The sequence below is a fragment of the Achromobacter xylosoxidans genome (assembly GCF_002192695.1).
GTDB classification, from domain to species: domain Bacteria; phylum Pseudomonadota; class Gammaproteobacteria; order Burkholderiales; family Burkholderiaceae_B; genus Achromobacter; species Achromobacter xylosoxidans_C.
This window is the reverse complement of the sequence record NZ_MTLG01000125.1, coordinates 1-22,460: the sequence shown is the minus strand read 5'-3', so window position 1 is coordinate 22,460 and position 22,460 is coordinate 1. Positions and strand designations below refer to the sequence as shown.

The window sequence follows — 22,460 nt, the reverse complement described above, 5'->3', positions numbered from 1 at the left end:
CTACCGGGAAATGTTTCACGTGAAACAGCAATAGATTTGAGATCAATCAGCCAGAAGATACGAGTGCTTGCGAACTGGGTATCTGCTACTCGTGACTGGTGCCCCAATACCCTTGGGTAGACAACCACCGATGTTTCACGTGGAACATATAGCGCGATGCGCAGGATTCGTACTGCCTTGAATCGGGTTGAGAGTTGCGTATGGCTAGTGTGGGGGCGTGGTCGAGTATCCATGACATGCATTTTCAGAGAAGGAGGGTGGTCCGGCTCGGTCAATACGACGTTTCACGTGAAACAAACCAGGCAAAGCAGTGGCAACTGCCGACATATTTATCCCTGCCAAAGACGACGCCCGTTGCCTTTTGCCGACGGCGATCTGGCCGTGGGCCACCTCTTGCTGCGCCGAAGCATGTTTCACGTGAAACATGCAATCCCTGCCTCTATAATGAGCACCGAACGCTCTCTTACCCCCTCCCCCCATCATGGACTATCCCCGCGAATTCGATGTCATCGTCGTCGGTGGCGGCCACGCCGGCACCGAAGCAGCACTGGCTGCCGCCCGCACTGGCGCCCAGACCTTGCTATTGACGCACAACATCGAAACCCTAGGCCAAATGTCTTGCAATCCCTCCATCGGCGGGATCGGCAAGGGCCACCTTGTCAAAGAAGTTGACGCCCTGGGTGGCGCCATGGCTTTGGCAACGGATGAAGCGGGTATTCAGTTCCGCATCCTGAATGGCTCGAAAGGGCCGGCCGTCCGGGCGACGCGCGCTCAGGCGGATCGGGTGCTGTACCGCCAGGCGATCCGCGGCCGCCTGGAAAATCAGCCGAACCTCTGGCTGTTCCAGCAGGCCGTCGAAGACCTGATGGTGGAGGGTGACCGCGTGGTCGGCGCCGTTACGCAGATCGGCCTGAAGTTTCGGGCGAAGTCCGTGGTGCTTACCGCCGGTACCTTTCTGAACGGCCTGATCCACGTGGGCTTGCAGAACTATTCGGGTGGCCGTGCCGGTGATCCTCCCGCTATCTCCCTGGGACAGCGCCTGAAGGAACTTGACCTGCCGCAGGGGCGCTTGAAGACCGGCACGCCGCCACGCATCGATGGACGCTCGATCAACTACAGCATCCTCGAAGAGCAGCCCGGCGACCTGGATCCGATCCCCGTGTTTTCTTACATGGGCAATGTCGGCATGCACCCGCGTCAACTGCCTTGCTGGATCACGCACACCAACGCCCGTACCCACGACATCATCCGGGGCGGCCTGGACCGTTCGCCGATGTACAGCGGCGTGATCGAAGGGGTGGGCCCGCGTTACTGCCCGTCCATCGAAGACAAGATCCATCGCTTTGCCGATAAAGAGTCGCACCAGGTCTTCCTGGAGCCCGAAGGCCTGGACACGCATGAGGTCTATCCGAACGGCGTGTCGACCAGCCTGCCGTTTGACGTGCAGTTGGCCCTGATCCATTCCCTGCCTGGCCTGGAGAATGCACACATCCTGCGGCCCGGTTACGCCATCGAATACGACTACTTCGATCCACGTGGATTGAAGAGCACGCTGGAAACCAAGGCGATCGCAGGCCTGTACTTTGCCGGGCAGATCAACGGCACTACTGGCTACGAAGAGGCGGCTGCCCAAGGGCTGCTCGCCGGCGTCAACGCCGCGCTGTTCGCGCTGGATCGCGAGCAATGGACCCCGCGCCGCGATGAGGCTTATCTGGGGGTATTGGTCGACGATCTGGTCACGCGTGGCGTGACCGAGCCGTATCGCATGTTCACGTCTCGGGCCGAATACCGCTTGAGCCTGCGCGAAGACAATGCCGACTTGCGCCTGACCGAAATCGGCCGTCGTCTCGGTATCGTCGACGACGCCCGCTGGGACGCCTTCAATCGCAAGCGCGACGCGGTGGCAGCCGAAGTCGAACGGTTGAAATCCTCCTGGGTGAATCCGCGTATACTGCCCGCCGAAGTTGCCGAGCCTCTGTTGGGCAAGGCAATTGAACGTGAGTACTCACTTGCAGATCTGTTGAAACGGCCCAATGTTTCCTATGAAGCCTTGATGGCCGCCCGCAACGCCGACGGTTCGCTGCTGGCCGGCCCTGGCGTGACGGAAGACGAAGTGTTGGCCGAACAGGTCGAGATCCAGGTGAAGTACGCCGGCTATATCGACCGCCAGCAAGTCGAAGTCCAGAAGCAGATCGCACACGAACAGCAGGCCATACCCGCCGACGTCGACTACGACGCGGTGACCAGCCTGTCGTTCGAAGTGCGCCAGAAGCTCAAGGCGCACCGCCCGGAAACCATAGGCCAGGCCGCGCGCATCTCAGGCGTCACTCCCGCTGCAATTTCATTGCTGCTGATCCATCTGAAGCGCCTGCATTACGGCTCGCGCAAGCAAGCGGCATGAGCGCGCACGCCGATACGGCCGGCGCGGACATGGCCGGCCGCCTGTCTCGCGCATGCGCGCAGCTGGGGCTGGAGGCCGATGCCGCCACGATGGCCAAGCTGCTGAATTATCTGTCGCAGATGCAGCGCTGGAACCGGACCTACAACCTCACCGCCATCCGCGATCCGCAGCAGATGCTGATCCAGCACCTGTTCGACAGCCTGGCCGCCGTAGGGCCGTTCAGCGAGGCGCTGGGCGCGTCGAACACGCCGGCCAAGCTCTACGACGTCGGATCGGGTGGTGGCCTGCCTGGCGTCGTTCTGGCGATCATGCGGCCCCACTGGTCGGTGACCTGCGTGGACGCGGTCGAAAAGAAGACGGCCTTCGTGCGGCAGATGAGCGGCGTGCTGGCCTTGCCCAATCTGCAGGCGAGCCACGCTCGCGTCGAAACCTTGGCTCGCGCCGAGTGCAATATCGTGACGTCGCGCGCCTTTGCTTCCTTGGACGATTTTGCGCAACTCGCGGGTCGCCATGTGCGCAACGATGGTACCCTCGTCGCCATGAAGGGCAAGGTCCCCGAGGACGAAATACAGGCGCTGCATGCGCGCGGAGAATGGCAAGTCGATCACATCCAGCCGTTGCGCGTGCCTGAGTTACAGGCCGAACGCTGCCTGATCTGGATGCGCCGTAGTCAAGGAACCCTATGAAGAACATACCCCCCAGCACCACCGCCCGCATTTTCTGCATTGCCAACCAGAAGGGCGGTGTGGGCAAGACGACGACCGCCATCAACTTGGCGGCGGGCCTTGCCACGCACAACCAACGCGTGCTGCTGGTGGACCTGGACCCGCAAGGCAATGCCACGATGGGTAGCGGCATCGACAAGAACTCGCTGGAGTCGAACCTGTACCAGGTGCTGATCGGCGAATCGAACATCGAGCAGGCCCGCGTCAAATCCGAGTCGGGGGGCTACGACGTGCTGCCCGCCAACCGCGAACTGTCCGGCGCCGAGATCGACCTGGTGCAGATGGACCAACGCGAGCGCCAGTTGAAGGCCGCGATCGACACCGTCGCCACGCAGTACGACTTTGTGCTGATCGATTGCCCGCCGACGCTGTCGCTGCTGACCTTGAACGGCCTGGCCGCCGCCCATGGCGTCATCATTCCGATGCAGTGCGAGTACTTCGCGCTGGAAGGCCTGTCCGACCTGGTCAACACAATCAAGCGCGTGCACCGGAACATCAACGACGATCTGCGCGTCATCGGGTTGCTGCGCGTCATGTTCGATCCGCGCATGACCCTGCAGCAGCAGGTATCCGCGCAGCTCGAGGCGCACTTCGGCGACAAGGTCTTCAAGACCGTCGTGCCGCGCAACGTGCGCTTGGCCGAAGCCCCCAGCTATGGCATGCCCGGTGTGGTGTACGACCGCGCCTCGCGTGGTGCGCAGGCCTATATCTCGTTTGGCGCCGAAATGATCGAGCGCGTGAAAAAGGATCTGAAGTAGGCCGTAACCATGTCCGCCGTCACGCTCTTTTCCCAGACCGAAACGCAAGTCTCCGGTACGCCGCGCATAGACGCGCGCGACAGCCTGCGCACGCGTCTGGAAGAAGCCGCGCTGAATGCGACGGCGGTCGGCGCGCAGGTGCTTTACGATGGCTGGCTGGTGCGATTCGCGCCTTCGTCGGCCAAGCGCGCGCGCAGCATCAATGTGCTGGGGTTATCCACACGTCCGTTGGACGAGCGGCTGGCGTATTGTTCATCGTTGTATGCGCGCCATGGCCTGCCCATGGTGCTGCGCATTACCTCCATCGGTCCCGATTTTTCCCTCGACGCCGAACTGGAGTCCCGCGGTTATACCTTTACCGACGAGACCCGAGTCATGTGCATGCCGCTCGCTCCCAGGCCCAGCGCCCGGGGCGATCTGCGTTTCAATATTGTCGATACCGAACGCTTCGCGGCGGCGGTCGGGGCAATGCGCAACTCGGAATCCCGACACATCGCCGAACATCGGACGCGCTTGCAAGGACTGGCTGTGGATATCTCGCCGGTGCTGGCAACGGACGCGGCGGGGCAGTGCGTTGCCGCGGGCCTGGCTGTCCGCGATGGCGAGCTGCTGGGACTGTTCGATATCGTCACCGACCAGGGGCAGCGGCGCAAAGGCTACGCAGCCGGCCTGATTGAATACTTGTTGGCAACAGGCGCCGCCGGCGGCGCCACGACAGCCTATTTGCAGGTTGAGCCGGAGAATACAGCCGCGCGCGCCTTGTATGGCCGCTACGGTTTCAAAGACTGTTACGCGTATTGGTATCGTCTGCCCGCCGAGCAGACGGACGCCTGAGCCTGGCTCGGGATACAAAAACAGAAGGAAAGAGGATTTAACTATGGCCACCAAGAAACCCAAGGGATTGGGCCGCGGACTGGACGCCTTGCTCGGCGCGGACGCGCCTGCCATCGAGAACATCGGCAAGGTCGCCGCCGCCAAGCCCGAGGGTCCGCCGTCCACCTTGCCCGTATCGAAGATGCGCGCCGGCAAGTATCAGCCGCGCACGCGCATGGACGAGGGCGCATTGGGTGAACTGGCCGAATCGATCCGCACACAAGGCATCATGCAACCCATTCTGGTGCGCGCACTGGGCGAAGCCGCGCCCGGCCACTACGAAATCATCGCCGGCGAACGGCGTTTCCGCGCCGCGCAGATTGCCGGCCTGAAGGAAGTGCCGGTGCTGGTGCGCGAGGTGGCCGACGAGAACGCGGCCGTCATGGCGCTGATCGAAAACATCCAGCGCGAAGACCTGAACCCGCTGGAAGAAGCGCAGGGCGTGCGCCGGTTGCTGGACGAGTTCGGCCTGACCCACGAACAGGCCGCGCAAGCGATCGGCCGTTCGCGTTCGGCCACCAGCAACCTGCTGCGTCTCCTGAACCTGGCCGCCGCGGTGCAGACCATGCTGTTGGCGGGCGACGTGGACATGGGCCATGCGCGCGCGCTGCTCGCCGTGGACGCGGCCACGCAGATCCAGCTGGCCAACCAGATCATTGCGCGCCGCCTGTCGGTGCGTGAAGCCGAAAAGCTGGTCGCCAAGACCGCCAAGGAAGCCGAGTCGTCCACGGCGCCCAAGAAAAAGACCAACGGCGCATCGCGCGATCTGACGCGCCTGGAAGAAGCCCTGTCCGATCACTTGGGCACGCGCGTCGCGCTGAAAGTGGGCGCCAAGGAAAAGGGCCAGATCGTCATCGACTTCCATGGCTGGGAACACCTGAATTCCCTGCTCGAGCGCCAGGGCCTGTCCGGAGTGGTGGATGCCTGAGCGCGCGCTGCCTGTCATCGCGGTACTGGCGACGGGCGGCACGATCGCCGGCGCCCAGGCCGATGCGACCTCCGCCGGCTACAAGGCGGGGTCGTTTTCCGTCGACGACTTGCTGGCCGCCGTGCCGCAGCTGGCGGGCATTGCCGAGATCCGCGCCGAGCAGGTCGCCAATGTCGGCAGCCAGAACATGACGCACGCCGTGTGGCGCGCGCTGGCCGAGCGCGTGGACGCGCTGTGCCGCGACGCCTCGGTGGCAGGCATCGTCATCACGCACGGCACGGATACGCTTGAGGAGACGGCGTACTTCCTGAGTCTGGTGATACGCCACGACAAGCCCGTGGTGCTGGTGGGTGCCATGCGTCCCGCCACCGCGCTGGGCGCCGAAGGTCCGGCCAATCTGTATAACGCGGTGGCGCTGGCGCGCCATCCCGATGCGCGCGGCCGCGGGCCGCTCGTCGTCATGAACGAAGACGTGCACTACGCCCGCGAGATTCAGAAGATTGCCAGCGCCGGCCTGTGCGCCTTCGCCTCGCCCAATCGCGGCCGCGCGGGCGTCATGCATGGCGGCGCGCCGTTCTTCTATTCGCGCAACACCACCACGCATACCGTGGAAAGCGAGTTTTCACTCGCATTGTTGGGGAAGGCCGGCTGGCCTCGCGTGGATGTCGTCTATGCGCACGCCAACTTGCAGGCCGACCTGATCGATTTCCTGGCGGATGCCGCCGACGGCATCGTGCTGGCCGGTGTCGGCGACGGCAATGCCACGGACCTCGCCATCGACGGCCTGAGCCGTGCCGCGGCCAATGGTGTGGCGGTGGTGCGCTCCAGCCGCACGGGCAGCGGCTTCGTGGCGCGCGACGTTGAACTCGATGACGCCAGCCTGGGTTTTGTCGCCGCGCGCGATCTGAATCCCCAGAAAGCCCGCATCCTGCTGATGCTGGGCTTGTCGCTCACGCGCGATCCGGCGGCCCTGCAGGATCTGTTCGACCGCTATTGATGCGCGGCGGCGCGGCCGCCGCATCGCCTTGCTGCGCCAGTCCCAGGCTGGTCTTGAGCATGTCATAGACCTGCCGCGTCAGCGGATTGATCAGGTCAGGCCTTATCCACAGGAAGTACGTCACGTCGGGTAAGGGCGGCAATCCTTCCTTTTCGCCCAACACCCGCATTTCCGGCCCCAACAGTTCCACGCTGCGCGCGGTGACGCCCAGGCCGGCGCGCAGCGCGGCCTTTATTCCCACCAGCGTCGGCGCCACATAGTTGGTGTGCCAGCGCACGCGCGCCTGCTCCAGCGCTGTGAGCGCCAGCCGGCGGAAGATGCTGGGTTCGTCGGCCAGCACCAGCGGCACGGGCGCATGCATGTCGTGCACGTAATCGGCGGACGCCAGCCACACCGTGGGCGAAGTGCGCAGCGCCACGCCCTCGAAGTCCTGGTCGAAGCGCGTGGATATCGTCAGATCGAGTTCGCCCGCGCGCAGGGCATCCATCAGGAAGGGGCTGCGGTCCGTGCGGATCTCGAGTTTCACGCGCGGCGCCGAGCGCGCGATGTGCGTCAGCAGCGTGGGCAGGATCGAGTCCGCCACGTCCAGCGGCGCGCCCAGCTTCAGGTCGCCTTCCAGCGGCCCGTCCTGCAGGGCGCGCAGCGCCTCATCGTTGATGGCCAGCATGTGGCGGGCGTATTCCACCAGACGCCGCCCATGCGACGAAAGCACCTTGTTGCGGCCCTGCTTCTCGAACAAGGGCTGGCCGATGAGGGATTCCAGCCGCTGCATCTGCTGCGTCACGGCGGACTGCGTCTTGTGCAGCCGATTGGCGGCTTCCGAAAAAGTGTCGTGCCGGGCGATGGCCGTCAGCGTGCGGAGCAGGTCCAGATCCAGGTTGCGCATGGGCGTCTAGAAAGTATTAGCGATGCTAATGGAATCTTAAGGCAATTTAAATTGTTCCTCACGGGGAGGGGGGATACATTCAATGCCATAACTCATGAAAATAGGGAAAACACAAAGTGAGCAACGCGCATCCTCATCAGGCGGGTATCAGCAACGCCATCGGAAATATTAAAAAAACTGTAGGAAATAAGGGGCTGAACCGCGACAGCCTGCAGACCGTGCTGGACGAATTGATCGGCTTGGCCGGCCACACCGACTGGTGGGCCGCCGACCGCTATCCCGCGCCGGAAGATGGCGAGCGCCAGGCCCGCTACCTGATCGCCGAAGACGCCGACAAGAGCTACGCGCTCTATCTGAACGTCATGCGTCCGGGCAAGCAGATCGTTCCGCACAACCACACGACCTGGGCCTGTATCGCGGCCGTGGAAGGCGTGGAATACAACTACGTCTACGACCGCAGCGACGACGGCTCCGTGCCTGGCGTGGGCCGTCTCGAGAAGACCGGCACCGTGGTGGTCGGCCCCGGCGCGGGCATCGCGCTGATGCCGGACGATATCCACGCCGTGGAAATCCAGGGCGACAGCGTCATCCGCCATCTGCACATGTACGGCCGCGCGCTGGAAACGCTGACCGAGCGCCTGGCGTTCGATCTGGCAGCCGGCACCTGCAAAGTCATGCCGATCGGCGTGCAGACGCGCCGCTGATCATGGACAAGCCCTATCGGTCCGCCACGCGCCTGTTGCGCGCAGGTCGCCCTCATCGCGGCTGGGTCAATACGCCCGTCACGCGCGCCAGCACCTACGTCTTCGACAGCGTGCAGGCTTGGCGCGACACGCGCGGCCGCCGCGACCAGGAACGCCTGCCGTCCTACGGCGCGCGCGGCACCGATAGCACGCACGCGCTTGAAGATGCATTGGTGGAGCTGGAAGAGGGCTATCGCGCCAAGCTGTATCCCACCGGCCAGGCCGCCATCGCCACAGTGCTGCTGGCCTATCTGCGCACCGGCGACCATGTGCTGATCACGGACGCGGTGTACGAGCCCGTGCGCCGCTTCTGCGCCGAGCACCTGTCGCGGCTCGGCATCGCTTACACGTACTATCGGCCGGACGGCGCAGGCATCGAGGCGCTCATTCGTCCCGAGACCCGCATGATCTACGCGGAGTCGCCGGGCTCGCTGACTTACGAGATGCCCGACCTGCCGGCGCTGGTCGCGTTGGCCCGTGCGCATGATTGTTGGCTGGCTGTGGATAACACCTGGGCCTCCGGACTGCTGCACAAACCGCTCACGCTGGGCGCCGACATCTCCATCCTGGCGGCCACGAAGTACCTGGGCGGACACGCCGACGTGATGATGGGCGCGGTGGTCGCCAACTCGCGCGCCTGGAATGCGCTGGAGCGCGCCACCGTGGACCTGGGGCAGACCGTCGGCGCCGATGATGCCTATCTGGTGTTGCGCGGCATGCGCACCTTGTCCCTGCGCATGGCGCAGCACGCTCGCAGCGCCCTGCGCGTGGCCGACTTTCTGTTGGGCCGTCCGGAAGTGGCGCGTGTGCTGTGCCCAGCCTTGCCTGGCGATCCTTCCCATGTGCTGTGGCAACGCGATTGCAGCGGCGCCAATGGTCTCCTGACGGTGGAATTCGGCGGCGCGGTCACCGTTGACGCGGTTGAGCGACTTATCAACAGCCTGCGGCTGTTCGGCATAGGCGCATCGTGGGGCGGCTTCGAAAGCCTGGTGATACCCGTCAATCTGGGCGCGGCGCGGTCCCTGCCGGATCCCGCGCGGCGCGGCGCCATGCTGCGCCTGCATGTGGGCCTGGAGGATCCCGATGACCTCATCGCCGATCTCGAGCAAGCGCTATCCAAAATTTCTCAGTCCTATCTGAACACCATGATGCATCCCACCCAAGACCAGCCCGTCGTCGACATCGATCCGCACACGCTCAAGCAGTGGCTGCATGACGGCGCGGAGATCGCGTTGCTGGACGTGCGCGAGCATGGCCAGTATGGCGAGGGGCATCTGTTCTATGCCGCGCCCGTGCCCTACAGCCGGCTGGAAGTGGATATCGTGCGTCTCGCGCCGCGACGCGATGTGCGGATCGCGGTCTACGACGAGGGCGGCGCCGACGACACGGCGGCGCGCGCGGTGCAGGCCTTGGCGGCGCTCGGATACCGCAAGGTGCATCGCCTGGTCGGCGGCATCGCGCAATGGCAGCGCGATGGCTATGCCGTTTTTGCCGGCGTGAACGTGCCCAGCAAGACCTTCGGCGAACTGGCCGAAGAAGTTTTCCACACCCCCCGCATCGGCGCGCGTGACCTGGCCGAACGCCAGCGCCGCGGCGATGACTTGATTGTGCTGGACGGCAGGCCCTTTGCCGAATACCAGAAGATGAGCATTCCCGGCGGCATCTGCTGCCCCAACGGCGAGCTGGCGCTGCGCGCCCACATGCTGGCCAGCAATCCGCAGACCACCATCGTGGTGAATTGCGCCGGCCGCACGCGCAGCATCATCGGCGCGCAGACGCTGATCAACCTGGGCGTGCCCAATCCCGTCTACGCGCTGGAGAACGGCACCCAGGGTTGGTATCTCGAGGACCTGCAGCTCGAACACGGCGCGCGCCGCCGCTACGACGACGGCATCGCGCCGCAGGACCTGCCCGGGCTGGCGCAGCGCTCCTTGCGATTGGCCGAAAGCCATGGCGTGCCGGTGGTGGTCGCGGAAGACGTGCAGGCGTGGTTGCGCGACAAGACCCGCAGCACCTTCTTGTGCGATGTGCGCAGCGCTGAAGAATACGCGCAAGGCTCCTTGCCCGGCGCCCAGCACACGCCCGGTGGCCAGTTGATCCAGGCCACGGATCAGTACCTGGCGGTGCGCGGCGCGCGCATCGTCGTGTTCGACGCCGAAGGCGTGCGCGCGCCGGTGGTCGCCAGCTGGCTGCGGCAGATGGGCTGGGACGCCTGCGTGCTGCGCGAAGGCGTGCAGGCGCGGCTGGACAACCCTGTGGAAAAGGCGCTGGCGCCGAATTTGCCCCTGCTGGACGATGCGCAGCTTGCCGCCGCGCTTGCGCAGGGCGCGCAGCTGGTCGACCTTCGTCCCAGCATGCGCTATCGCGCCAGCCATATCGCAGGCGCGCGCTGGTCCATCCGCCCGCGGCTGGCCAGCCTGCGCCTGGACGCCGCGCGTCCCGTGGTGCTGCTGGCCGAGGACGCCGCCCTGGCTGCGTGGGCCGCGCAGGACCTGCGGGGGCTGGGTGTGAACGACATCCATGCCAATACCGGCGACCCCTCCGGCTGGTCCGCGCAAGGCATCGCCTTGGCATCCACGCCGGCCGAGCCCGTCGACGCCGACTGCATCGACTACCTGTTTTTCGTGCATGACCGCCACGACGGCAACAAGGCCGCCGCGCGCCAGTACCTGGCCTGGGAGACCAATCTGGTCAAGCAGATCGACGAACGCGAATTGGCGGGCTACCGCTTTCCGGCCCGCTGACACCGCAGCCGCCGCGCCCGCCTGATCCGGCCCCGCGGCACAGCAGACGCATCAATCCGAAAAGTACGCCCCGGCCTGCGCGGCCGGGGTGCGGACGGTTCATGCCGAACCGGAATGCAAAGGACGGCCGAGTATCCGGCCGCCGATCACAAGGGGAAATCAGATGAAGCACCATGCATCGCACGTAAGCAAGGCCGCTGCCGCGGCGCTCGCCGGCCTGCTGTGGGGGACGGTGGTCCACGCCCAGGCGCCTGCGCCGCTGCCGGACTATCCCAAGCAGGCCATCACGGTCGTATCGCCGTTTCCTCCGGGCGGGGGCAATGATGGCGTCGCGCGCCTGCTGGCGCAGGAACTGGGCGCCATCACGGGCCAGAGCGTGGTGGTGGAAAACCGCTCGGGCGCTGGCGGCAATGTCGGCACGGCGCAAGTCGCGCGCGCCAAGCCCGACGGCTACACCCTGGTGATGTCGCAGACCAGCGTGATGGCCGTCAATCCGCGCCTGTACAAGAACGTGGGCTTTGATCCGGTCAAGGACTTCACACCCATCTCGCAGATCACCTCGGCGCCGCTGGTGCTGGTGGCGCGCAGCGAGAGCCCGTACCGCACACTGAACGATTATCTGGAAGCCGCGCGCAAGCAGCCCGGCGTGATTACCTACGCCACGCCCGGCAATGGCACCATGAGCCATCTGATGGGGGCGCTGCTGTCGCAGAAGGCCGACGTGAAACTGGTGCACGTGCCGTACCGCGGCGCGGCGCCCGCCATCACCGACCTGATGGGCGGCACGGTGGACATGTTGATAACTTCGCCGGCGTCGGCCGAACCCATGGTCGCCGCCGGCAAGCTGCGCATCCTGGCGCTCAGCCACGAGAACAGCATCGGCATCTTCAAGGGGGCGCCCACGCTCAAGCAGGCGGGCATGGAGGGCATTACCGCCGATGACTGGTACGGACTGTTCGCGCCCGCCGGCACGCCGCCCGAACGCATCGCCTACCTGGCGCAAGCCGTGGGGCAGGCGATGAAATCGCCCGCCGTGATCGCCAAGATCAACAGCGGCGGCAGCTGGGCGGTGGGCAGCCAGCCCGCCGCGTTCAAGACGCGGCTGCAGGAAGACACCGTGTACTGGGCCGACATGGTGAAGACCGCCGGCGTGTCGCTGGACTGACGCGCCACCGACGGTAGCGCTACACCGCCACGATCTTGCCGACCGCGGATTTCAGGGCGGCGTAGGCCGGCGACTTCTGCGCGCTGGAGTTGGTGACCAGATGGTCGATGCGGTCCGCGCTGCAGTACGACACGCGGCTGCACAGGCCGATCTTGCTGAAGTCGGCCAGCAACACCAGTTGCTTGGCGCTGGCCGCCATGGCGCGCGCCACCTCGGCCTCGCGCAGGTCGTAGTTGGTGGCGCCGAATTCGGCATCCACGCCCACCGGCGACAGTAGCGCCAGATCCGCGCGATAGCGGTGGATCTCGGCGATCGTGATGTCGCCGGCCGTGGCGCAGACGGGGCCGCCCACGGAGCCGCCCAGCATGATGAGCTGGTTCGCGCCGTTGCCGGCCGCGCCCACCTTCAAGGCCACGTCGAACGAGTTGGTGATGACGGTCAGGCCCGACAGCTTGGCCAGTTCGTCGGCCAGCACGCTGGTGGTGCTGCCGGCGTCCAGGAACAGGGTCTGTCCGCTGGAAACCAGGCCCGCGGCCGCACGCGCGATGGCGCGCTTGTACTTGACGCGCGTATGCACGCGCTCCGCGATGGGCGGCTCGCTGTGCACCGGCACGGCGCCGCCGTGCACCCGGCGCAGTTCGCCCATGGCCTCCAGTTCCAGCAGGTCACGCCTGACCGTTTCCCTCGACACCCCTAGTTCGCCGACGATACGGTCGGTCGATACCTGCTGCAATGAAGACAGCAGGGCGCGGATTCTCTGATACCGCTCTTCTTGCCACATGTCCGATGTTTCCTAATCTATGTCCGGCGCCGCGCGGCTGCGGCGATCAGCGCACGCAATGCCAGCAGGGAACCTCCCACGACCAGCATGATAAGGGTTGAATAGGCGGCGGCCTGCGAGACGAACCCCGCTTCGTCCAGGCGCAGGACGGAAACGGGCGCCACGCTGACCGATGGCGTGACCAGAAAGATCACCGCCGACAGGGTCACCATGGAGCGCATGAACAGGAAGAAGAACACGCCCAGCACGGTTGGGCCGATCAGCGGCAGCACCGCGTCGCGCAGCACCCGCAGCGTGCCGCCGCCCAGGCAGCTGACCGCCTCCTCCAGCGCCTGCGGCACGGCGCGCATGCCGGTCATCATCGTCAGGAAACCTTGCGTGTGATAGTGATAGAAGTTGCACAGGGCGATCAGCGCGGCGCTGCCATACAGTGCGTATAGGGGCGTGCCGGGGGCGTTGAAGGCGAAGATGTACGACAGGCCCAGCACCAGGCCCGGAACCCCCACTGGCAGCACTGACACCAGATAAACCAGCTTGGCCCATGCCCGCGGAATGCGGCACACCCCGAAGCTCAGGAAGAACAACAGCAGCACGCCGCCGCCCGCCGCCGCCAGCGAAATGTACAGGGACGTCCAAAGCGGCGTATAGCCGCCGCTGACCGTGATGTCGTAGTGCTTCAGCGTCCACTCCATGCGGTACGGCCACAGCCGCATGAAGCTGGCGAAGACCACCGTGGCCACCGTCAGGATGATGGTGCCGCAGGCCAGCAGCACGCCGGCGGTGAACGCCGCGTCGCGCCCGCGGGCCGGTTGCGGCGTGACCCGCAGCCCGCTGGGCGAGGCCGAGCCGAACTGGCGCTGCGAGGCGACGCGCTCGATCTGCACCGAAATCAGCGAGGGCAGCAGCAGCAGAATGCCCACCACGGAGCCCATGCCGAAGTTCATCTGTCCGGATACCTGGCTGTAGATCTCGGTGGCCAGCACCCGATAATTGCCGCCGATCACGGCGGCGTTGCCGAAGTCGGTAATCGTGATGACGAACACCACGAAGGCCGCACTCAGCAGGCCGAACTTGCAGTTGGGCAGGGTGATGTCGAAGAACTGGCGCGAGCTGGATGCGCCCATCACTTCGGCCGCGTCGTAGTAGCGCGCATCCATGTTGCGCAATGCCGCCTGCAGGATCAGCACGGCTTGGGGCAGGGCGTAGAACACGTTGGAGATCAACAGGCCCCAGAAGCCGTAGATGTCGATCTCCCAACCGGTCCAGCGGTGCACCAGTCCATTGCGTCCCAGCAGGAAAATGAGGCCCAGGCCCTGCACCAGTGATGGCGCCAGCAGCGGCAGCACCAGCGCCAGCCGCACGGCGGCCTTGCCGCGCATGCAGCTGCGATCCAGGCCGTACGCGATGGCAAAGCCCAGCGCGACGCTGACCACCGTGGTGGCAGCGCTCATGACCAGGCTGTTCAGCGTGGCCGTGAGGACGCCGCGGGTCGCGAAGACCTCGGCATAGTTGCCCAGGCCGATCGAGCCGTCTTTTTCAACCAGGCTGCGCCAGGCCACGGTCGCCAGCGGGTAAAGGAAGAACAGCGCAAGCCCCACGAGAGGGATGCCGACGCAGGTCCACAACAATACGCGGTCCGCCGACCAGGGCGCGCGGCCGGCCGGCGTGGCGATGGCAGTACTGGCATGGGCGGCGCTCAAGCGGCAGCTCCGGTTTGCATGGCGCGATCCGTCATACGCTGACCCAGGCGCACTGGCCCGGCTCCATCTCCAGCCGCACGGGGGCGCCGCGCGACAGGCCGGCGGCGCCATGTTGCTCCACCAGCAGTTCGCGCCCTTGCCAGGCGACGCGCAAGCGGGTGAGGTTGCCCATGAACGTCATGTCTTGCACACGGCCGGGTCCGTGCGCGTCCGCGGCAATGCGCAGGTTTTCCGGCCGCAGGCAGGCTTCGAAGCGTTCGCTGGCGCCGTCGGGCCGCGTCGCCAACAGCTGAGGCATGGCCTCGCGCACCCAGTCGGTGGGCAGCAGATTGCTCAGGCCCACGAAGTTCGCCACGAAGCGCGTGCGCGGCCGCAGGTACAGGTCGGAAGGCGAGCCCACCTGTTCGATGCGCCCATCGTTCATGCAGACGATCTTGTCGGCCAGCGTCAGCGCTTCCTCCTGATCGTGCGTCACCATTACCGTCGGGATCTTCAGGCGCCGTTGCACGTCGTGGATCTCGGCGCGCATGTCGGTGCGCACGCGCGCATCCAGCGCCGACAAGGGTTCGTCCAGCAGGATCAGGGCCGGATCCGCCGCCAGGGCGCGGGCCAGCGCCACGCGCTGCTGTTGGCCGCCCGACAGCTGGTACGGATAGCGCTGCGCGTAGTCGGGCAGCTTGATCAGCGTCAGCAATTCCTTCACGCGCGCGGCGATGCGTTCGCGCGATTCGCCGCGGATGCGCAGGCCATAGCCCACGTTTTCCGCCACGGTCATGTTGGGGAACAATGAGTACGACTGGAACACGATGCCGAAGCCGCGTTTGCGCGCCGGCAGCGCGCTCAGGTCGCGGCCGCCCAGCGTGATGGTGCCGTGGTCGAACGGCAGCAGGCCCGCCACGATGCGCAGCAGCGTAGTCTTGCCGCAGCCGCTGGGGCCGAGCAGGCAGACGAATTCATGCTCGCCCACGGACAGGTCGATGTCTTGCAGCGCTACCGACGCATCGAACGTCTTGCGTATCCCGCGCAATTCCAGATACATGGCGTCTCCAGGACAGGCGGCGGCCGGTTCGCCACCGGCCGCCGACCCGTCAACGCTTGATGGTTTCCTGCCAGGTCTTGATGGTGGCGTCCCGTTCCGCGGCCGACTTGGGGAAGTCCACGGGGTACAGCACGGCGGTCAGGTCCTTGGGCAGGCCGGCGGCTTCGGCGGCCTTGTTGGGCGTGGCGCCGGGGATGGTCACCAGTTCCTTGTACTTGCTGTACAGGCCGCCCGCCTGCGCCGACAGCGTCCAGTCCAGGAAGCGCTTGGCGTCGGCGGGATTCTTGGCGGTCTTCATCAGGCCCGAGGCTTCCAGCTCGTAGCCCACCCATTTGGACGGGATGACCATCTTGATGGGAAAGCCCTCTTCGATGGACTGCATGGCGGGGAAGGCGAAGGACACGCCGATGGCGTATTCGCCGGCACGCGCCATCTTGCAGGGGCGCGAGCCCGAGGGCGTGTATTGCGCCACGTTCTTGTCCAGGTCCTTGAGCAGCGCCCAGCCTTTTTCCTTGCCCATGCCCTGCAGCAGCGCGACGATCTGCAGATAGCCGGTGCCCGAGGCGGCGGGGCTGGGGATAACGATTTCTCCCTTGTAGACCGGCTTGGTCAGGTCTTCCCAGGACGTAGGCATGGGCAGGTTCTTGGACTTGAGCCGATCCGTGTTGACACAGAACGCGGCCACGTAGCCGGTGGCCGCAAACCACTTCTGGTCGGCGCCCTTGTACTGCGCGGGCAGGGCGTCCATGCCCTTGGCCGCATAGGGCTCCAGCAGATTCTGCAGGCGCGGGTCCAGCATGTTGCTGACGGCGAAGCCCCAGATCACGTCCTGCTGCGGGTTGGATGCCTCGGCGATCAGGCGGGCGCCCAGATCGCCAGTGGACAGCCGCAGCACATTGACCTTCACGTCCGGCATGGCGGCGTTGGCGGCTTTCAGGTAGGCCGCGATTTCATCTTCTTCGAGGGCGGTATAGACGGTGATGGCGCCGGCGTGAGCCTGCGTCCAACCTAGGGAAATTACTGCAACCACAAGGCTAAGCTTCTTCATACATTGCATGATGGGACTCCGGTTGGAATACACGGCAACGGTGGCGAGCTACATAGGCGGGCAGTCTTCTGCAACAAATCCTCCAGGTTGCAGTTTTATGTATGTTTGCAAATTTGTGGCAACGTGTCTAGACTGGAAAAACCTGTATTCAAGGGTTTTTTTGGCGTAGGCGCATCCTCCCGCGCCACGCCTGGAGCTCATCGATGCAAACTTCACCGCCGTTATCCGCGCAGCAGCTGGCCGCGTACTCCTCGTTCGCCCAGACGCTGGCGGACCGTGTGCGTCCCTTGTCGCGCAAGTGGTTCCGGCATCCGCTGGACGTCGACACCAAGGCCGACGAAAGCCCGGTCACGCAAGCGGACAGAGAGGTCGAGGCCGCCTTGCGCGCAGCGATTGCCCAGCACTACCCCGACCATGGCATCTTTGGTGAAGAGTTCGGCGCCTCGCATGCCGAAGCTGAATTCGTGTGGTCCTTGGACCCCATCGACGGCACGCGCGCCTTTATTTCCGGCAACCCGCTGTGGGGCACGCTGCTGGCGCTGCTGCACCAGGGCAAACCCGTGCTCGGCGTGATCGACATCCCCACGCTGGACGAGCGCTGGCTTGGCGTTTCCGGCGCATCCGCGCTGCTGAACGGCGCCGCCTGCCGGACCAGCGCCTGCGCCGAATTGCGCCAGGCCATTCTGTACGCGACTTCGCCCGACATCTTTGCCGGCGCGGAACTGGCCGCCTTCGAGGCGCTGACACAGGCCGCGCGCATGCGCCGCTACGGCGGTGATTGCTATAGCTATGGCCTTCTGGCCAGCGGACATGTCGACCTGGTGGTCGAGTCCGGCTTGCAACCGTATGACTATCTGGCGCTGATGCCCGTTATCGAAGGGGCCGGCGGCGTCATTACCGATTGGTCGGGGCAGCCGCTCAGCCTCGAATCGCAGGGCCGCGTCGTCGCGGCCGCCACGCCGCAGCTGCATCGCCAGGCGATGCGGGTGCTGGAGGCGGCCATGACCTGAACGCCGCGCCGCCCGCCCGCAGTCCAACGCAACGCTTCAGCCACAAGGTGAAAGAGCATGCATGCACTAGGGGTAGCAACGGTGGAAGACGCGGAGCGGCTGGTGCAAGCCAGCCAGCTCTCGCACATCAAGGTAGGCTTGTCCGACGTCGATGGCGTCATGCTGGGCAAATACTTGCGGCGCGACAAATTCCTGGGCGCGCTGCGCTCGGGGCTGGCGTTCTGCGACGTGGTGTTCGGCTGGGATCTCGATGACCAGCTCTACGACAACACCAAGTACACGGGTTGGCACACGGCCTATCCCGACGCCAAGCTCAGGATCATTCCGCAAAGCGGCCGCCGGCTGCCGCTGGAGCAGGGGCCGGGCGGCGAGGACATGCTGCTGTTCCTGGCGGAGTTCGAGGGCGATGCGGGCGCCATCTGTCCGCGGCGGCTGTTGCACCGGACCCTGGATCGGGCCGCCGGCATGGGCTATGACGTCTACGCCGCGCTCGAGTACGAGTTCTTCATGTTCCGCGAAACGCCGCACTCCGTGCGCGCCAAGAACTACCGCAACATGGAGAACTGGACGCCGGGAAATTTCGGCTATTCGGTGTTGCGCAGTACCGTCGAAGGCGATTTCTACCGCAAGCTGCTGGACATGTGCGAACGCATGGACATGCCCATCGAGGGCCTGCACACCGAGACCGGGCCCGGCGTGCTGGAAGCGGCCCTGGCGGTGGACCTGGCCGCGGCCGCTGGCGACAAGGCCTTTCTCTTCAAGACCTTCACCAAGGCGCTGGCGCAGCAGAACGGGCTGATGGCGACCTTCATGGCGAAGTGGTCGCATGATCATCCCGGCCAGAGCGGCCATATCCATCTGTCGCTGCGCGACCACAAGACCAACCGCTCCGCCTTCTACGACGAATCCCGGCCGCACGGCATGAGCGCGACGCAAACCTCCTTCATGGCCGGCGTGCAGCGCTACCTGCCGGAATTCATGGCCATGTATGCGCAGACCATCAACAGCTACTCGCGCCTGGTGCCCGGCTACTGGGCGCCGCTGGACGCCACGTGGGGCATGGAGAACCGCACCACCGCGCTGCGGCTGATCCCGGGCAGCGACAAATCGCAGCGCGTCGAGGTGCGCATCGGGTCGGCCGACGCCAATCCCTATCTGGCCTTGTCCGCCGCCCTGGCTTCGGGCCTGTATGGCATCGAGCAGGGGCTCGAACCCGAGCCGATGGTGCAGGGCAATGCCTACACGCAGCAGTTTCCAGCGCATCTGCGCCTGCCCAACACGCTATGGGAATCCGCGCAACGCCTGCGCGAATCCGAGGCCGCGCGTCATTTGTTCGGCGACGCCTTCGTCGAACACTACGCGGCCACGCGCGAATGGGAAGAACGGCAGTTCCGGCGTCACGTGACCGATTGGGAACTGGCGCGCTACTTCGAAATCATCTGAATTCAAACCCAACCGCTTGCGCAGGGCAGACATGACCCAGGAACTCATCACCATCAGTCCCATCGACGGGCGCGAGGTTGTGCGCCGCCCCTATGCCAGCGAGGCGCAGATCGCGCAGGCGCTGGCCGACGCCCAGGCCGCGCAAGCCGCGTGGCAGGCGCTGGGCGTGGAGGCGCGGGGGCGCATCGTGTCCGCGGCCGTCGACCGCTTCGTCGCCGCCAAAGAAGAAATTGCGCGCGCCATCACCATCCAGATGGGGCGGCCATTGCGCTACACGCCGGGCGAGGTGGCGGGCTTCGAGGCGCGCGCGCGCCACATGATCGCCATTGCTGGCGAGGCGCTGGCGCCCATTCAGGTACCAGAGCAGACCGGTTTCACGCGCTTCATCAGCCGCGAGCCGATAGGCGTCGCGCTGACGATAGCGCCGTGGAACTACCCGCTGTTGACGGCGGTGAACAGCATCGTCCCCGCACTGATGGCGGGCAATACCGTCATCCTCAAGCATTCCGACCAGACGCCCTTGTGCGCGGAGTTCATCGAACGAGCGTTCCGCGAAGCCGGCGTGCCCAAGGGCGTGTTCCAGTATCTGCATGCCAACCATGCCATCGTGCACCGGTTGATCCGCGCGCCCGAGGTCGGCTACGTTTCATTCACCGGTTCCGTGCGCGGCGGGCATGCCGTGGAAGAGAGCGCGGCGGGGCGTTTCATCGGCGCCGGGCTGGAGCTCGGCGGCAATGATCCGGCCTATGTACGGACCGATGCCAAGATCGAACACGCCGTCGAGACCCTGGTGGACGGCGCGTTCTTCAATTCGGGCCAGTCCTGCTGCGGCATCCAGCGCATCTACGTGGCGCGCGCCCGGTACGACGAATTCGTCGAGCGTGCCGTCGAGCTGACGCGCAGCTACGTGTTGGGAAACCCGTTGCACGCCGACACGACCTTGGGCCCGGTGGTGCGTGCGAAGGCCGCCGCCGAGATACGCGGAATCATCGATGAAGCGGTTTCGGCCGGCGCCAGAAATATGATTGATAGCTCGCATTTCAAGAAAGCGAGCATAGGCTCGCCTTATGTTGCGCCGGCCTTGCTGACGCAGGTCGATCATCGCATGCGCATCATGAGCGATGAATGCTTCGGACCCGCAGTCGGCATCATCGCGGTCGACAGCGACGAGGAAGCCATAGGCCTGATGAACGACAGTCCGTATGGCCTGACGGCAGCGGTATTTACACAGGACCAGGACGCGGCCTTGCATATCGGCCGGCAGGTCCGAACGGGCACGTTCTTCATGAATCGCTGCGACTATCTGGACCCCGCGCTGGCCTGGACCGGCGTCAAGAATTCCGGCCGCGGCGTGTCCCTGTCAGTGGTGGGCTACGAACAGCTCACGCAAGCCAAATCCTTTCATCTGCGCAGCGTCTGATACGACGCCATCAGGAAGCGAACATGACCGTGCCCAGCGTTAATTGGAACTACCCCACCGCCATCAAGGCCGGCCCCGGCCGCATCAAGGAACTGCCTGAACTGTGCCGCGGACTCGGCATGAAGCGCCCGTTGCTCGTGACAGACCCCGGGTTGGCCGCCTTGCCCATGGTGGCGGGCGCCGTCCAGGCCTGCCGTGACGCCGGCTTGGCTTGCGGCCTGTTCCACGAAATCAAAGGCAACCCCACGGGCCGCAACGTCGACGACGGCGTGCGCGCGTACAAGCAAGGCGGCCACGACGGCGTGGTCGCATTTGGCGGCGGCTCCGCGCTGGATGCCGCCAAAGCCATCGCGTTGATGGCGGGACAGACGCGGCCCCTGTGGGATTTCGAGGACATCGGCGACAACTACCTGCGCGTCGACGTGGCAGGCATGGCGCCGGTGGTGGCGGTGCCGACCACCGCGGGCACGGGTTCGGAAGTCGGGCGCGCCTCCGTCATCACCGACGAGGCCGCTGAAGTGAAGCGCATCATCTTCCATGCGCGCATGTTGCCTTCCGTCGTGATCCTGGACCCCGAGTTGACGGTTGGCCTGCCGCCGAAGATCACCGCGGCCACGGGCATGGACGCGCTGTCGCACAACCTGGAGGCCTACTGTTCGCCGTTCTTTCATCCCATGGCCGCCGGCATTGCGATCGAGGGCATGCGCCTGATCAAGGAATACTTGCCGCAGGCGGTGGCCAACGGCGGCGATCTGCAGGCGCGGCTGCAGATGCTGGTGGCCTCCAGCATGGGCGCGACGGCGTTCCAGCGCGGGCTCGGCGCCATGCATGCGTTGGCGCATCCGTTGGGCGCGCTGTACGACGCGCACCACGGCATGCTCAACGCCATCCTCATGCCGTACGTGCTGAAAGCCAATCAACACGCGGTGGCGCCGCGCCTGCAAGCGCTGGCGCGCTACCTGGATCTGCCGGATACCGGCCCGGCAGCGGTGCTGGATTGGGTGCTGAGCCTGCGCGAGACGCTGGGCATCCCGCACACCCTGGCGGAAATCGGCATCGACGAGGCGCAGGCGGAGCGGGTAGGGCGCATGGCGGCGGAGGACCCCTCGGCTGGCACCAACCCCGTCAACTACACGCCGCAGCAGTACGCCGATCTTTTTCGTGCAGCAATCCGCGGAAACCTGTAAGCTTCGCCCCCTCTGCGCGGAAACGCAGCGGTGGTTGAAGAAGGATTTTGAATATTTCGTCCGAAGCGTTTGACAACGGATTTGAAAGTGTTCATAATCTCGAATTCTCCGCTGGAGGAGTGCCCGAGTGGTTAAAGGGGGCAGACTGTAAATCTGTTGGCCTTGCGCCTACGTTGGTTCGAATCCAACCTCCTCCACCAGAGACCCATACCTAAATCCAGGCGCGGTTTGCCTGGATTTAAAATGTAAGGCTCGGAAAGCCGAATGGCCTTCGCAAAGAAGGCTGTAAAGTTTTCCAGGGCTTTGGATTGAAAAAGGTTTGGGAAAGAGAAGGTGAAAGGGTATGCCGCGGGTGTAGCTCAATGGTAGAGCAGAAGCCTTCCAAGCTTACGACGAGGGTTCGATTCCCTTCACCCGCTCCAAGATTTTTAAATGCCCATGTGGCTCAGTGGTAGAGCACTCCCTTGGTAAGGGAGAGGTCGCGCGTTCGATCCGCGCCATGGGCACCACAAATTTCGAAGTTCTTTTCTTCAGTCTGAAGCGCAATCCAGGTCAGGAGTCAGCCATGGCAAAAGGCAAGTTTGAACGTACCAAGCCGCACGTGAACGTGGG

The 22,460-nt window shown here is 65.1% G+C and carries 18 protein-coding genes, 3 tRNA genes and 1 pseudogene; 17 read left to right on the top strand and 5 right to left on the bottom strand.

Annotated elements, in window-relative coordinates; genetic code table 11:
- Window positions 1-481 precede the first annotated feature (481 nt).
- Genes mnmG through BRO63_RS31775 form a run of 6 tightly spaced genes read left to right on the top strand, consistent with a single transcriptional unit; the run spans window position 482 to window position 6,682 of the window.
- On the top strand, window positions 482-2,401 hold the full coding sequence (gene mnmG / locus BRO63_RS31800; RefSeq protein ID WP_088143520.1) for a tRNA uridine-5-carboxymethylaminomethyl(34) synthesis enzyme MnmG: 1,920 nt from the start codon (window positions 482-484) through the stop codon (window positions 2,399-2,401).
- Window positions 2,398-3,087 (top strand): 16S rRNA (guanine(527)-N(7))-methyltransferase RsmG, encoded by a 690-nt coding sequence (gene rsmG / locus BRO63_RS31795; RefSeq protein ID WP_088143519.1) that lies wholly within the window; start codon window positions 2,398-2,400, stop codon window positions 3,085-3,087. Before mnmG ends, rsmG begins: the two co-directional genes overlap by 4 nt.
- Window positions 3,084-3,884 carry a ParA family protein gene (locus BRO63_RS31790; RefSeq protein ID WP_088143518.1) on the top strand — a complete coding sequence of 267 codons (801 nt, stop codon included), beginning with the start codon at window positions 3,084-3,086 and terminating at the stop codon, window positions 3,882-3,884. The genes rsmG and BRO63_RS31790 overlap by 4 nt, the downstream gene beginning before the upstream one ends.
- 9 nt (window positions 3,885-3,893) lie before the next feature.
- The gene (locus tag BRO63_RS31785; RefSeq protein WP_088143517.1) at window positions 3,894-4,718 is read left to right on the top strand and encodes a GNAT family N-acetyltransferase; all 825 of its coding nucleotides are present in this window, start codon (window positions 3,894-3,896) and stop codon (window positions 4,716-4,718) included.
- Window positions 4,719-4,761: 43 nt separating this feature from the next.
- The gene (locus BRO63_RS31780; protein WP_088143516.1) at window positions 4,762-5,685 is read left to right on the top strand and encodes a ParB/RepB/Spo0J family partition protein; all 924 of its coding nucleotides are present in this window, start codon (window positions 4,762-4,764) and stop codon (window positions 5,683-5,685) included.
- Window positions 5,678-6,682 carry an asparaginase gene (locus BRO63_RS31775; protein ID WP_088143515.1) on the top strand — a complete coding sequence of 335 codons (1,005 nt, stop codon included), beginning with the start codon at window positions 5,678-5,680 and terminating at the stop codon, window positions 6,680-6,682. The genes BRO63_RS31780 and BRO63_RS31775 overlap by 8 nt, the downstream gene beginning before the upstream one ends.
- Here the strand turns inward: BRO63_RS31775 and BRO63_RS31770 are convergent.
- Window positions 6,636-7,568: a LysR substrate-binding domain-containing protein gene (locus BRO63_RS31770; protein ID WP_088143514.1), complete on the bottom strand. Its 933-nt coding sequence runs from the start codon at window positions 7,566-7,568 to the stop codon at window positions 6,636-6,638. The genes BRO63_RS31775 and BRO63_RS31770 overlap by 47 nt on opposite strands.
- A gap of 116 nt (window positions 7,569-7,684) precedes the next feature.
- Here BRO63_RS31770 and BRO63_RS31765 point away from each other — a divergent pair, with 116 nt between their 5' ends.
- From BRO63_RS31765 to BRO63_RS31750, 4 genes and pseudogenes are all read left to right on the top strand, one after another.
- Window positions 7,685-8,272 (top strand): cysteine dioxygenase family protein, encoded by a 588-nt coding sequence (locus tag BRO63_RS31765; RefSeq protein WP_088143513.1) that lies wholly within the window; start codon window positions 7,685-7,687, stop codon window positions 8,270-8,272.
- A gap of 2 nt (window positions 8,273-8,274) precedes the next feature.
- Window positions 8,275-9,420 (top strand): annotated as a pseudogene (gene metC / locus BRO63_RS31760) (cystathionine beta-lyase); the annotation flags it as partial.
- Between the two features lie 36 nt (window positions 9,421-9,456).
- Window positions 9,457-11,055: a rhodanese-like domain-containing protein gene (locus BRO63_RS31755; RefSeq protein WP_088143840.1), complete on the top strand. Its 1,599-nt coding sequence runs from the start codon at window positions 9,457-9,459 to the stop codon at window positions 11,053-11,055.
- 163 nt (window positions 11,056-11,218) lie between these two features.
- Window positions 11,219-12,220 carry a Bug family tripartite tricarboxylate transporter substrate binding protein gene (locus tag BRO63_RS31750; protein ID WP_088143512.1) on the top strand — a complete coding sequence of 334 codons (1,002 nt, stop codon included), beginning with the start codon at window positions 11,219-11,221 and terminating at the stop codon, window positions 12,218-12,220.
- A 19-nt stretch (window positions 12,221-12,239) separates the two neighbouring features.
- Here the strand turns inward: BRO63_RS31750 and BRO63_RS31745 are convergent, their stop codons facing one another.
- From BRO63_RS31745 to BRO63_RS31730, 4 genes are read right to left on the bottom strand one after another with little or no spacing between them, the layout of a single operon-like run.
- A complete protein-coding gene (locus BRO63_RS31745) occupies window positions 12,240-13,001 on the bottom strand; it encodes a DeoR/GlpR family DNA-binding transcription regulator (protein ID WP_088143511.1) in 762 nt (253 codons plus the stop codon).
- A 17-nt stretch (window positions 13,002-13,018) separates the two neighbouring features.
- Window positions 13,019-14,701 carry an ABC transporter permease subunit gene (locus BRO63_RS31740; protein ID WP_088143510.1) on the bottom strand — a complete coding sequence of 561 codons (1,683 nt, stop codon included), beginning with the start codon at window positions 14,699-14,701 and terminating at the stop codon, window positions 13,019-13,021.
- A 31-nt stretch (window positions 14,702-14,732) separates the two neighbouring features.
- Window positions 14,733-15,740: an ABC transporter ATP-binding protein gene (locus BRO63_RS31735; protein WP_088143509.1), complete on the bottom strand. Its 1,008-nt coding sequence runs from the start codon at window positions 15,738-15,740 to the stop codon at window positions 14,733-14,735.
- A 49-nt stretch (window positions 15,741-15,789) separates the two neighbouring features.
- Complete coding sequence (locus BRO63_RS31730) at window positions 15,790-16,797, bottom strand: ABC transporter substrate-binding protein (RefSeq protein ID WP_088143508.1); 1,008 nt, start codon at window positions 16,795-16,797, stop codon at window positions 15,790-15,792.
- Between the two features lie 194 nt (window positions 16,798-16,991).
- Here BRO63_RS31730 and hisN point away from each other — a divergent pair, with 194 nt between their 5' ends.
- The 7 genes from hisN (at window position 16,992) to BRO63_RS31695 (ending at window position 22,357) form a co-directional block, all read left to right on the top strand.
- Complete coding sequence (gene hisN, locus BRO63_RS31725; RefSeq protein WP_088143507.1) at window positions 16,992-17,798, top strand: histidinol-phosphatase; 807 nt, start codon at window positions 16,992-16,994, stop codon at window positions 17,796-17,798.
- Window positions 17,799-17,855: 57 nt separating this feature from the next.
- Window positions 17,856-19,241 (top strand): glutamine synthetase family protein, encoded by a 1,386-nt coding sequence (locus BRO63_RS31720; RefSeq protein ID WP_088143506.1) that lies wholly within the window; start codon window positions 17,856-17,858, stop codon window positions 19,239-19,241.
- 31 nt (window positions 19,242-19,272) lie between these two features.
- Window positions 19,273-20,661 carry an aldehyde dehydrogenase family protein gene (locus BRO63_RS31715; RefSeq protein ID WP_088143505.1) on the top strand — a complete coding sequence of 463 codons (1,389 nt, stop codon included), beginning with the start codon at window positions 19,273-19,275 and terminating at the stop codon, window positions 20,659-20,661.
- 23 nt (window positions 20,662-20,684) lie between these two features.
- Entirely contained in the window at window positions 20,685-21,848 is a 1,164-nt protein-coding gene (locus BRO63_RS31710) for an iron-containing alcohol dehydrogenase (RefSeq protein WP_088143504.1), read from the top strand.
- A gap of 113 nt (window positions 21,849-21,961) precedes the next feature.
- Window positions 21,962-22,048: transfer RNA gene (locus BRO63_RS31705), tRNA-Tyr, on the top strand.
- A 148-nt stretch (window positions 22,049-22,196) separates the two neighbouring features.
- Window positions 22,197-22,270 (top strand) — tRNA-Gly (locus BRO63_RS31700).
- Between the two features lie 12 nt (window positions 22,271-22,282).
- A tRNA-Thr gene (locus BRO63_RS31695) sits at window positions 22,283-22,357 on the top strand.
- Window positions 22,358-22,460 lie beyond the last annotated feature (103 nt).